Annotated in this window: 9 protein-coding genes and 1 pseudogene; 6 read left to right on the forward strand and 4 right to left on the reverse strand. The window is 73.4% G+C overall.

What is annotated here, in order from left to right; all coding sequences use genetic code 11:
• Nucleotides 1-2: 2 nt before the first annotated feature.
• Nucleotides 3-617 (reverse strand): dTDP-4-dehydrorhamnose 3,5-epimerase, encoded by a 615-nt coding sequence (gene rfbC / locus G6W55_RS15505; RefSeq protein ID WP_175521416.1) that lies wholly within the window; start codon nt 615-617, stop codon nt 3-5.
• 111 nt (nt 618-728) lie between these two features.
• Nucleotides 729-2,768, reverse strand: coding sequence for a hypothetical protein (locus tag G6W55_RS15510; protein ID WP_175521417.1), 2,040 nt, complete (start codon nt 2,766-2,768; stop codon nt 729-731).
• Nucleotides 2,769-2,997: 229 nt separating this feature from the next.
• On the opposite strand from G6W55_RS15510, the gene G6W55_RS15515 reads away from it, so the two are divergent.
• Nucleotides 2,998-5,982, forward strand: coding sequence for a carbohydrate binding domain-containing protein (locus G6W55_RS15515; RefSeq protein WP_175521418.1), 2,985 nt, complete (start codon nt 2,998-3,000; stop codon nt 5,980-5,982).
• Nucleotides 5,983-6,008: 26 nt separating this feature from the next.
• Here the strand turns inward: G6W55_RS15515 and G6W55_RS15520 are convergent, their stop codons facing one another.
• Complete coding sequence (locus G6W55_RS15520; protein WP_175521419.1) at nt 6,009-6,443, reverse strand: hypothetical protein; 435 nt, start codon at nt 6,441-6,443, stop codon at nt 6,009-6,011.
• A 119-nt stretch (nt 6,444-6,562) separates the two neighbouring features.
• Between G6W55_RS15520 and dhaK the strand changes: the two genes are divergently transcribed.
• Genes dhaK through G6W55_RS15535 form a run of 3 tightly spaced genes read left to right on the forward strand, consistent with a single transcriptional unit; the run spans nt 6,563 to nt 8,600 of the window.
• Nucleotides 6,563-7,555 (forward strand): dihydroxyacetone kinase subunit DhaK, encoded by a 993-nt coding sequence (dhaK, locus tag G6W55_RS15525; protein ID WP_175521420.1) that lies wholly within the window; start codon nt 6,563-6,565, stop codon nt 7,553-7,555.
• Nucleotides 7,556-7,596: 41 nt separating this feature from the next.
• Nucleotides 7,597-8,193: a dihydroxyacetone kinase subunit DhaL gene (gene dhaL / locus G6W55_RS15530; protein ID WP_175521421.1), complete on the forward strand. Its 597-nt coding sequence runs from the start codon at nt 7,597-7,599 to the stop codon at nt 8,191-8,193.
• A complete protein-coding gene (locus tag G6W55_RS15535; RefSeq protein WP_175521422.1) occupies nt 8,190-8,600 on the forward strand; it encodes a PTS-dependent dihydroxyacetone kinase phosphotransferase subunit DhaM in 411 nt (136 codons plus the stop codon). Before dhaL ends, G6W55_RS15535 begins: the two co-directional genes overlap by 4 nt.
• Before the next feature lie 261 nt (nt 8,601-8,861).
• Here G6W55_RS15535 and G6W55_RS39240 read toward each other — a convergent pair.
• Nucleotides 8,862-9,560: pseudogene (locus G6W55_RS39240) on the reverse strand (glycoside hydrolase family 75 protein); the annotation flags it as partial.
• Between the two features lie 391 nt (nt 9,561-9,951).
• Here G6W55_RS39240 and G6W55_RS15545 point away from each other — a divergent pair.
• On the forward strand, nt 9,952-10,908 hold the full coding sequence (locus G6W55_RS15545; RefSeq protein WP_244369571.1) for a fibronectin type III domain-containing protein: 957 nt from the start codon (nt 9,952-9,954) through the stop codon (nt 10,906-10,908).
• A gap of 180 nt (nt 10,909-11,088) precedes the next feature.
• Nucleotides 11,089-11,652: a hypothetical protein gene (locus tag G6W55_RS15550; RefSeq protein WP_030787311.1), complete on the forward strand. Its 564-nt coding sequence runs from the start codon at nt 11,089-11,091 to the stop codon at nt 11,650-11,652.
• The last annotated feature ends 95 nt before the right edge of the window (nt 11,653-11,747 follow it).

Below are 11,747 nucleotides of genomic sequence, written 5' to 3' on the forward strand. Positions count from 1 at the left end.
TGTCACCCGCCGATCTCCTGCCCGTCCCCCACCAGGCTTCTGCGATAGGCCGCGCATTCCTCGAACGAGGGCAGCAGACCCTGCCGTTCGGCCTCCGCCAGGGAGGGCGCGGCCGCGTCCTTGTCGGAGAGCAGCGGTACGAGATCCTCGGGCCAGTCGATGCCCAGGCTCGGGTCGAGCGGGTCGACGCCGTGCTCGCGCCCGGGGGCGTACCCCTGTGAGCAGAGGTAGACGACGGTGGAGTCGTCCTCCAGTGCCATGAAGGCGTGGCCGAGCCCCTCCGAGAGGTACACGCTGCGGTGGGTGGTGTCGTCGAGCCGCACCGCGTCCCAGGTCCCGAACCCCGGGGAGCCGACCCGCAGGTCGACCACCACGTCGAGGATCGCGCCGCTGACGCAGGTGACGTACTTGGCCTGGCCCGGCGGGACCTCGGCGAAGTGGATGCCGCGGAGCGTCCCGCGCACCGAACGCGAGCAGTTGGCCTGGGCGAGCCGAAGGTCCTGGCCGACGGCGTCCCGGAAGGCGCGGTCCTTGAACCACTCGTGGAAGCGGCCCCTGTCGTCCGTGAACACCTTCGGCGTGTCCACCCACGCGCCCTCGACGCCCAGCGCTCTCATCCGCCCACTTCCTTCCGCACGACGGAATTCCGCACACGGAATCACCATAGGCTCATCATTCAGGCATTCCGCTTTTCCGCGCGTCCGTCGGAGTGCACCTCCCGGCGGGCGTCAGGGCAGGGCGAGCACCTCGTCGATCGTGGCCCGGATCGCCTCGTCGTCGAGGACCGCCCGGTGGTCCCGGTACGGCGAGAGCCGCCGGTCGGCCGCGCGTACCGTGCGCAGGGTCGCGCGCACCTCCGGGGTGGCCCGGCCGATGCGGGCGAGGCCGCGCAGCGCGTCGTGGAAGACGCCGTACAGACCGCCGTACTCGCCGTGCTCGCCGCCCTCGCCATCCTTGTCGTCCGGCAGGACGTGCTCGGCGCGGACACCCTCCGCGAGGACCGTCGCGCTCGGCTCGGGCTCGCCCGTGATCGACCACAGGGCGAGCGCCGCCCGCTGCCGCGTCCAGCCGTCGCCCCGCTCCATGAGCCGCCGCACGTCGTCGGCGTACGGCGCGGCCGCCGGGCCGAACGCGCCGAGGAGGTCGACGGGACCGTGCAGCGGGGGTTCGGCGGCCGACACCGCCTCGCCGATCGTGCGCAGTGCCGCGTCGCGGTCGCCGCCCAGCCGCCAGACGGCCCACGCGACGAGGCGGTGGTTGCCGGGATGGTCGAGCACCGTGCACCGGCGCACCGCGTCCCGCACCGGAGCCGCGGCCGGCCCCATCGCCACCAGCGCGTGGACGGCGTCCAGCGAGTTCCGGGCGTCGCCGAGCAGAGCCACGGCCTCCGGGCGCGCGGGCGCGCTCGCCTCGCCCCACGCCGTGAGCACCCGGAGCAGGGGGCAGGTCAGCGTGCCGCCGACGCCGTCCTCCCGGAGGAGCCGCCGGATCGCGGGCAGCAGCGCCGCCGCGTGCGCCCGCAGCGGCAGCAGGACGTCCTCGACCTCGGGCAGCCGCGGGTCGCCCGTGCAGTACGCGCGGGACCACGAGCCCCGATAGGGCTCGTACAGCCGCTCGACGAGCCCCGGCAGGGCGCGCGGATCACCGATCCGGGTCAGCGCCCAACGGGCGTGATCGCCCACGGTGCCCTCGTACCACTCGTCCGCGCCCGGGTCGTCCAGCCGCGCGGCCAGGGCGTCGGCGTAGGGCGCCGCCCGGCGGCCCAGCAGGGCGAGCAGATGGGCCGCCCGGTACCGTACGCCGTCGTCCGGGTCGGTGAGCAGATCCCCGGCGAGGGGGAGCAGGGCGGACGCGGCGGACGGCCGGAGCGTGAGCAGGTGCCGGCCCACGTCCAGCGCGGCCCGGCACAGCGGGGCGTCCGCGCTGCGGCGGGCGGCCGTCACGAGCCGTACGGCGAGAGCGAGTTGGGCCCCGGGGTGGTCGCCGTACAGGTCGGCCGACGCGGCCACGACGTCCTCGCGGGTGAGGGCGTGCTCGACGCCGGGCAGGTACCAGGTCTCCTCGAAGGCCGGGGCGCCGGCCGGGTCGGACAGGACCGCCACCAGCACGTCCTGCTCGTGGACCGCGCCCTCGGCGTCGAAGGCGGCCAGGGCGTGCACGGCCGCGACCCTCGGCACGGGGTCGCCGGTCCGCAGCACCTCGGCCACCACCGCCCGCACCGGTCCGGTGTCGCCGTCCCCGCCGCGCGCGGCGGCGCCGAGGGCGAGCAGCAGGGGCAGCCGTACGGCCGGGTCCGGTTCGGTGTGCCAGCGTTCCAGCAGGGCGCCGGGTCCCTCCGCGAGCGGCAGGGCCTCGCGCCGCACCCGGGGCAGCGGGTCGGCGAGGAGCGCCCGGATCCGGGGCCGCAGGCTCCGCCACTGCCCGTGCCATCCGGGGTCCACGGCGTCCGGGCCGGCCGCGGCCGCCACCCCGGCCAGGTCGACGAGGAGTTCCACGAGGACGCCGCGGGAGGCGGGGGAGCCGAGGTCCGGGTCCCCGGCGAGGGCGACGACGAACGGCAGCGCGGCAGCCGAGAGGGCGGGCAGCCGGCGGGCGCCGGGCGCGAAGCACTCGTACACCTCGTAGGCGTCGTCCTCGGTCGCCGCGGCGCCCTGTTCGGCCAGCCGTCGCAGGGCCCGGCGCATCCGGTCGGCCGGGTGGAGGGCGACCGCGGGCTCCAGCCCGTCCCACGCCACGGTGTCCAGTGCCGCCAGGACCGTCCCCGCCACCACATGCCCCCGCACCCTCGTTCGATCAACTCCCCAGAGGCATCCTGCCATTCGCGCCGCAGCCGGTCGTGACGCGTCCCTTTACGCGGTTGTCATGCGCCTGTAGCTTCTGCGACTGCAAGCCCTTTCAGGAATTTACCGGTTGCCCTTTCAGCCGGTTCCCGGCCCCACCGGATTTCCTGCTGCACCCCCCACCTCCCCCGTCTCCGCAGCCGCTTCAGGAGAGGCCATGCACCCCACCCCCGGGCGTTCCAAACGCCCACGCCCACGTCCGCTCGCTCTCGCCCTGGCCACGGCGGGCGTCCTCGGGCTGCTCACGAGCCCGCCCGCGTCGAGCACCGTCCCGCTGGGGACGGCCGCCGAGGCGGCGAACACCGCGACCGTCTTCTACTACACGAAGACCAAGAACTGGCCGTCCACGTATCTGCACTACGCCCCGGACGGCGGCTCCTGGACGACCGTCCCCGGCACCACGATGGAAGCCGCGTGCACGGACTGGGTGAAGAAGACCGTCGACCTGGGCTCGGCCGAGGGCCTCCAGGCCACCTTCAACAACGGCGCCGGCACCTGGGACAACAACGGCGGCGCCAACTACGCCCTGGGCACCGGCAACATCACCGTCAAGGACGGAGTGATCGCCCACAGCGACCCCTGCGCCGACACCGGCGGCGGCTCCGGGAACACGGCGACCGTCTACTACTCCACCGCCACCACCGGCTGGACCACCGCCAACATCCACTACGCCCCGACGGGCGGCTCCTGGACGACCGTCCCCGGCGTCGGCATGGAGGCCGCCTGCACCGGCTGGTGGAAGCGGACCCTGGACATCGGCACCGCCACCTCGCTCAAGGCCGCCTTCAACAACGGCAACGGCGTGTGGGACAACAACAACAGCGCCGACTACACCGTGCCCACCGGCACGACGACGGTGAAGGACCGCGTGGTCGCCACCGGCGCCGCCGACCCCTGCGCGGCCGAGGTCCCCGACACCGAGGCCCCGAGCACCCCCGCGAACGTGAAGGCGGCCGCCACCCACACCTCGGTGCTGGTGACCTGGGACGCCGCCACCGACAACAAGGCCGTGACGAAGTACCAGGTCACCCGCACCGGCGGTACCACGGGCACGGTCGTCACCGATGTCTCCGCGACGGTCTTCACGGACACGGGACTGGCGGAACACACCGCCTACACCTACTCGGTGAAGGCCGTCGACGCGGCCGGCAACACCTCCCCGGCCTCGGCGACGGCGAGCGCCACCACCGGGGCGAACGCCCCGGCGCCGGACCCGGGCACCCCGCTCGGCACCGATCCCCGCAAGGACCCCATCTACTTCGTGCTCACCGCCCGCTTCCAGGACGGCGACAGCTCCAACAACCGGGGCGGCAGCCAGCATGTGAAGTCCGGCAACGCGGCGAACGACGACCCCATGTTCCGGGGCGACTTCAAGGGTCTGGTGGAGAAGCTCGACTACATCAAGGCGCTCGGCTTCTCCGCCGTCTGGATCACCCCGGTGGTCCTCAACCGCTCGGACTACGACTACCACGGCTACCACGGCTACGACTTCTACAAGGTCGACCCGCGCCTGGAGTCGGCCGGCGCCTCCTACCAGGACCTGATCAACGCGGCGCACGCCAAGGGCATGAAGATCTACCAGGACGTCGTCTACAACCACAGCTCCCGCTGGGGCGCCAAGGGCCTGTTCACGCCGACGGTCTACGGGGTCCGCGACAGCCAGTGGAGCTGGTACTACGACGAGCGCAGCGAGGGCTTCGAGTACGACGGGCTGACCGTCGAGCCCAAGTCCGGGAAGTCGTACTACAACGGCGACCTGTGGTCGACCGCCGAGCCCACCGGCAACACCTGCGTCAACTGGGGCGTGCCCACCGGCGGTAAGAGCGCCGAGGGGTACACGGTCTACAACTGCCAGTGGCCGAGCCCCACTTCGGGCATGTTCCCGAAGGCGTACTACCACCGGTGCTGGATCGGCAACTGGGAGGGCGAGGACGCCCGTTCGTGCTGGCTGCACGAGGACCTGGCGGACTTCAACACCGAGTCGACGGCCGTACAGAACTACCTGATCGGCGCCTACGACAAGTACATCGACATGGGCGTGGACGGCTTCCGGGTCGACACCGCCGTCCACATTCCGCGCGTCACCTGGAACCGGCGTTTCCTGCCCGCGATCCAGGAGCGGGTCACCCAGAGGTTCGGCGCCGAGGCGGCCCGGAACTTCTTCGTGTTCGGCGAGGTCGCGGCCTTCGTCAACGACAAGTGGAACCGGGGCTCGGTCAACCACTCCGCGCAGTTCTACACCTGGAAGGAGCGCAAGGAGTACAGCGCGGACGACGAGGTGGCGGCCATCGAGCAGTTCGACTACGAGAACGGCCGCGGCACCGGCGACCAGCCGACGTCCGCCAACGCCTTCCTCGACGGCAACAGTTACCGCACCCCGGACCACAGCCGGTTCTCCGGGATGAACATCATCGACATGCGTATGCACATGAACTTCGGTGACGCGCAGAACGCCTACAACAACGGCAGGGACTCCGACGACAGCGTCAACGACGCCACGTACAACGTCGTCTACGTCGACAGCCACGACTACGGGCCCAACAAGTCGAGCACCCGTTACGCGGGCGGCACCGACGCCTGGGCCGAGAACATGTCCCTGATGTGGACCTTCCGCGGCATCCCGACCCTGTACTACGGCTCGGAGATCGAGTTCCAGAAGGGCAAGCAGATCGACTGCGGCCCGTCCTGCCCGCTCGCCTCCACCGGCCGCGCCTACTACGGCGACCATCTGGCCGGTTCGGTCACCGCCTCGGGCTTCGGTACGGTCGCCAGTGCCAGCGGTGAGGTCGCGAACACCCTGGCGCAGCCCCTGGTCAAGCATCTCCAGCGGCTGAACCTGATCCGCCGGGCCGTGCCCGCGCTCCAGATGGGCCAGTACTCCACGGAGGGCATCAGCGGCCCGATGGCCTTCAAGCGGCGCTACACATCAGGCGGCACGGACAGTTTCGCGCTCGTGACCGTCACCGGTGCCGCCACCTTCACCGGCATCCCCAACGGCACGTACACCGACGCGGTGACGGGCGACACCAGGACCGTGGCCAACGGCACCCTGTCGGTGGCCGCGCCGGGCAAGGGCAACCTGCGCGTCTACGTCCTGAACGGCCCCGGCCGGATCGGGTCCGACGGGCCGTACCTCAAGTAGCGCGCCCGGCACGGGCGCCGGGGGCGTCAGATCGCGAACTCGTGCGTGATCCCGACGCAGATGTCCCCCTCGAAGAGCAGCGCTATGTGGTAGACGTCGCTCTGCCATTGCAGGAGCACCTGGTCGGGCCCCGTCACGCTGAACGCGGAATGGGGCCCGACCGCCGCCACGATCTCGCCCTTGGTCCGGCCGGTGAGGACACCGAGACCCGCGAAGCCCTGCGCCAACCGCCGCCCGCCGGGCAGCAGTCCGGAGTCCTCGCTGAGGATGCCCGCGAACCGGTCCCCCTCGAAGAGGATCCCTATGTGGTAGCCGTCGCTCTGCCACTGGACCAGGGTCTGGCCGGGTCCGGCCATGCTCTGCGCGACCGGGGCGCCCGCCACCGAGACGATGTCGTCCAGGGTGCGGCCCGTGAGGTCCCCCAGGTCCGCGAAAGCCCGTTGCAGTCTCTGTCCCGCCATGCCGAACACGGCCACCCCTCCCCTGTGCGCACGTGACGCCACTCTACGCACCGGGGCTCGCCCGCCGCCGTCCGACCTGGAAGGGTGGAGACCGGAGGCTGTCTCACCAGGAGGTACCCGTGAAGATGCTGATCAATGTTCCGGAGACCGTGGTCGCGGACGCGCTGCGCGGGATGGCGGCGGCGCATCCCGAGCTGACCGTGGACGTGGAGAACCGGGTGATCGTACGGCGCGACGCGCCGGTGGCCGGGAAGGTGGGGCTGGTCTCCGGGGGCGGGTCGGGGCACGAGCCGCTGCACGGCGGGTTCGTGGGGCCCGGGATGCTCTCGGCGGCCTGCCCCGGGGAGGTGTTCACCTCGCCCGTGCCCGACCAGATGGTGCGGGCGGCCGCCGCCGTGGACAGCGGGGCCGGGGTGCTGTTCATCGTGAAGAACTACACCGGTGACGTCCTCAACTTCGACATGGCGGCCGAGCTGGCCGAGGACGAGGGCATCCAGATCGCCAAGGTGCTGGTCGACGACGACGTGGCGGTCACCGACAGCCTCTACACCGCCGGACGGCGCGGCACCGGCGCGACGCTGTTCGTGGAGAAGATCGCCGGTGCCGCCGCCGAGGAGGGGCAGCCGCTGGAGCGGGTCGAGGCCCTCGCCCGGCAGGTCGACGCGAACTCCCGCAGCTTCGGGGTGGCGCTGAGCGCCTGCACGACCCCCGCCAAGGGCAGCCCCACCTTCGATCTGCCGCCGGGCGAACTGGAGTTGGGCGTCGGCATCCACGGGGAGCCGGGCCGGGAACGGCGGGCGATGATGACGTCCCGGGAGATCGCCGACTTCGCCGTCCAGGCGATCCTGGACGACATGACGCCGCGCAACCCGGTCCTCGTCCTGGTCAACGGCATGGGCGGCACGCCGCTGCTGGAACTGTACGGCTTCAACGCCGAGGTGCAGCGGGTGCTGGGCGAGCGCGGGGTGGCCGTCGCCCGCACCCTCGTCGGCAACTACGTCACCTCCCTCGACATGGCCGGCGCGTCCGTGACCCTGTGCCAGATCGACGAGGAGCTGCTGCGGCTCTGGGACGCGCCGGTGCGCACACCGGGGCTGCGCTGGGGCATGTGAGCCCCGCCGCCGGGACCGTACCGACCACGCAAGGAGATCCTGTGCTCGACGCCGACTTCTTCCGCCGCTGGATGACGGCTACCGCCGCCTCCGTCGACCGTGAGGCGGAGCACCTCACGGCCCTGGACTCGCCCATCGGGGACGCCGACCACGGCAGCAATCTGCGCCGTGGCTTCCTGGCCGTGACCGCCGCCCTGGAGAAGGAGGCACCGGACACCCCGGGGGCCGTGCTCGTCCTCGCCGGACGGCAGCTCATCTCGACGGTGGGCGGCGCGTCGGGACCGCTCTACGGCACGCTGCTGCGCCGGACCGGAAAGGCGCTCGGGAACGCGGCCGAGGTGAGCGAGGAGCGGTTCGCCGAGGCGCTGGACGCGGGCGTGGACGCGGTGATGCGGCTCGGGGGCGCGGCGCCCGGCGACAAGACGATGATCGACGCGCTGGTCCCGGCGGTGGCCGCGCTCGGTGAGGGTTTCGGCGCGGCGGCCGCGGCGGCCGAGCGGGGCGCGGAGGCGACCGTGCCGCTCCGGGCCCGCAAGGGCCGGGCCAGCTATCTCGGCGAGCGCAGCATCGGCCATCGGGACCCGGGCGCCACCTCGGCCGCGCTGCTGGTCGCCGCACTGACGGAGGCGGCGGGATGAGCGGCGACCAGCCGGTCGGGATCGTGCTGGTGTCGCACAGCGCGGCGGTGGCCACGGCCGTCGCCGAGCTGGCGCGCGGTCTCGCGGGCGGCGGCGACACCGTCCCCGTCGCCACGGCGGGCGGCACGGAGGACGGCGGCCTCGGCACCAGCGCGGAGCTGATCGCCGCCGCGGCGGCGGCCGTCGACCGGGGCGCCGGTGTCGCCCTCCTGGCGGATCTGGGCAGTTCGGTCCTCACGGTCAAGGCACTGCTCGCGGAGGGCGACGAACTCCCGGACGGGTCCCGCCTGTTGGACGCGCCGTTCGTGGAGGGCGCGGTGGCCGCGGTGGTCACGGCCACGGCCGGAGGCGGCCTGGACGAAGTGGCGGCGGCGGCGGAAGAGGCGTACTCCTACCGGAAGGTGTGACGCTGGGGGTCACTCCTCCTCGGACGCGGCGTCCTCCGGCTGTTCCTCCTGCTGCTCCCCGGTCTGCTCATCGGCCCGGTCCTCGGCCGGGGACTCGTCCGCCGCCTCCGCCACGGCTTCCTCGACGGCGTCCTTCACGACCTCCGCCGTGCCGGACCCGGCCGGTTCCCCGGGCCGGGCCGTGCCGTCCGGATCCGGTGCCGTGGGCGCCGTGTCCTTCGGGGCGGCCGGAGTTCCGGGGGCCCGGGACGGGGTCGTCGCGCCCTCGGCGAACAGGCGGGCCAGGCGTTCGCCCACCGCCACGGCCGAGGCGTGGCTCTCGATCGGGGTCGCCTGGGAGTTCTTGAAGACGATGTAGGTGACACCGGAGGGCGTGCCGCCGCCGTGCGGGTCGGGGCGGATGCCGAGCGCCTCGGCGGTGGCGTAGGACGCCTCACCGATGATGTCGCTCGGCCCGACGTCGCCGACGACGGCGTACTGCACCCGGTCCTTGTAGACGACCGCCGCCACGGAGCCGCCGCGCACCCCGTGGTCGCGGTAGTTCCAGATGTCGCTGGCCCCGGGCACCACGATGTAGGGCAGGGTCTCGGCGCTCAGATAGCGGCCGTCGGACTGGGTGAAGGCGGTGGCGTCGGAGAACAGCGGGTCGGTGACGCTGTTGCAGTGCGGGCCGGGCCGCCCGTCGCAGTCGATGTCCATGTCGGCCTTCCAGAAGACCGCTTCGCGGGTGCCGCAGACGGGGACGGTGGCCGGGGTGCCGTCGTCGGTGCGGTAGCGGCCGCGGGAGACGGGGGCACAGTCCTGGACGCGGGCCAGGAGGTCGGCGGCGCGCACCGAACCCTCCTGACGCGGCGCCTCGGCCCCCTGGGCGCCCGGCACCGGGCGGACGGCTACGGATGAAGTGGTCGGGGCCAGCAGGGCGAGGCCGGCCGCGGCCAGGGTCAGCGACTGGACGCGCACGATGGGGGACCCTCTCCGGGGACGGTGACGGACACCCAGCCCAATCTGGTGCCGGTCCTCGCACCCGGCCACCCCGAGGGGGCCGTACGGTGCACGCCCGTGACGGGACGACAGGGGACGGGGGCCGGTGCGCGTGGTGCGGCACCGGCCGCCCGGCCGCCCCGCCGGCGCGGGAACAGCGACGACAGCGGCCCGCGCCGCCGGCACGAACTCGACGTGAAACGGGGAGAGTTCATGCCGGGACGGGCTTCAGCATACGTAAGTTTCCGCGGCGGTCCGGTCGATGGGCGCCGTCGGGTCCGCCCTCTTGATGTGTTCGCGTCGACGCGCGATATTGGTCCGGACCAATTCCCGTGCCGGGCCGGGAGGCGAGGCCGTGCGACGCGTGGTGCTGTGCGGGCCGGTGCTGGCGCTGGCGCTCACCTGCGGGTGTGCCGCGGGCGGCGGCGACGAGGGGCGGGCGCCCGGCGCCCCGACCGGGGTCACCGCCGAGGCGGGGAGCGCGACCAGCGTGCACGTGATGTGGAACGCGGTCCGGGGTGATCCGCCGGTCGCCGCGTACGAGGTCCACCGGGGCGGCACCAAGGTCGCGGAGGTGCCCGGTTCCGCCCGGATGCTGGACGTGGTCCGGCTCTCCCCCGGCACCGCCTACGTGTTCACCGTGCGGGCCCGCGACACCGACGGGCGGCTCGGGCCCGAGAGCCGTCAGGTGCGGGCCACGACCCCGGCGGCGGTCGCGGCGGACCGCTCGGCGCCGACCCGTCCCGGCGGGCTCACCGGCAGGGCCGCGGGGAGCCGGGCGGTCCAGCTCTCCTGGTCGGCCTCCACCGACGACCGCAAGGTGGTGTCGTACGACGTCTACCAGGGCGGCACCAAGGTGCACAGCGTCGGCGGCGGGCAGACGGCGACCGTGGTCACGGGGCTGCGGCCGGGCACCCGGTACTCCTTCACCGTCCGGGCCCGGGACGCGGCCGACAACCTCTCGCCCGCCGGACCGCCGCTACGGCTGACCACCGCGCCCGGCACCGACGGGAACACCGACACCGCCCCGTCCGGCTTCCGCGCCACCGCGCGCCTGGACGCCGACGGCGCCTACTACCTCGATCTGTCCTGGGTGGCGCCCCGGGTCGACGGGGTCGTCACCGAGTACCAGATCCAGCTCGACGGGCAGCCCGCCACCTCGCTGGTGTGGGGCGGGGACCCGCCGCGCGGGCGGGCCACGTACAGCTTCTACGCGGGCCGGGAGAAGGGCGTCGAGCACCGGGTGCGGCTGCGGGCCCGGCTCCCGGACGGCACCTGGGGGGCGTTCTCGGCGCTGCGGACGGTGACCACGGGGGCCAGTGGCTGACGCGCGCGCCGGGGCCGTCCCGTCTGGGCCGTCCGATGGAATCGTTCACCTGCCCGGATGCGGTCCGCATGCGGCGGCCCGGCGGGGCGCGTTGGCTGCCCGTGAGAGGCAGCACGGGCGTACCCGACCCCTCGGCGGCGCAAGGGATGTACCGCCAACCGTGCCGCCGGAGGACATCCGATGCGCACTTCCCGTCTTCTCGTCGCCCGCTCAGGAATGACCCTGGCGGCGGTCGCCGCGCTGCCGCTCGCCGTCGCGGCACCGGCCGCCGCGGTCTCCGGCATCTCCGTCAGCACGACGGGCACCACCGTGTCGGTGGTGACCGGTGCCTGCACGCTGGTCAACGGCAGTTGGGGCACCGCGTCCCTGCTGGCCGGCGGTCAGGCGAACTTCTCCCAGGGGCGGCAGGTGGCGCTGTCGGGGACGACCGTGAGCCAGTCCGCCGCCTGGTCCGACGTCAACCCGGGCACCTACACCGTGGTCGTCATGTGCTCCAACGGCAGCACGGCGGGCAGCCAGTCGGTGATCGTGTCGACACCGGCGCCCCCGGCGACGCCGACGGCCACCGCCAGCCCGACGGTCACCGCGTCGGCCTCGCCCTCGCGCGGGGTCATGGGCGGTCTGGGCGGCGCGGCCCGCGACGCCGGACCGGTCACCATGGCGGTCGGTGGCGCGCTGGTGGGGACCGGGGTGATCGGCGCGGCCTGGTTCCTGCGCCGCCGCTCCAAGCCGCACCGGCTCTAGGGCCTTTCTTTCGGATCTGGCCGGCTCCGAGTGACGGTGCGTCTCGGCGGGCCCGAGCGGGGTCTGGTGCGTGCAGATGCAAGGCGGAGGAGGGC

The organism is Streptomyces sp. CAI-85, assembly GCF_013363615.1.
GTDB lineage: Bacteria > Actinomycetota > Actinomycetes > Streptomycetales > Streptomycetaceae > Streptomyces > Streptomyces antibioticus_B.

Excerpts from the sequence above, each read along its gene's own strand:
- rfbC (WP_175521416.1), bottom strand. The coding sequence starts at position 617 with ATGAGAGCGCTGGGCGTCGAGGGCGCGTGGGTGGACACGCCGAAGGTG.
- G6W55_RS15515 (WP_175521418.1), top strand. The coding sequence starts at position 2,998 with ATGCACCCCACCCCCGGGCGTTCCAAACGCCCACGCCCACGTCCGCTC.
- G6W55_RS15520 (WP_175521419.1), bottom strand. The coding sequence starts at position 6,443 with ATGGCGGGACAGAGACTGCAACGGGCTTTCGCGGACCTGGGGGACCTC.
- G6W55_RS15535 (WP_175521422.1), top strand. The coding sequence starts at position 8,190 with ATGAGCGGCGACCAGCCGGTCGGGATCGTGCTGGTGTCGCACAGCGCG.
- G6W55_RS15550 (WP_030787311.1), top strand. The coding sequence starts at position 11,089 with ATGCGCACTTCCCGTCTTCTCGTCGCCCGCTCAGGAATGACCCTGGCG.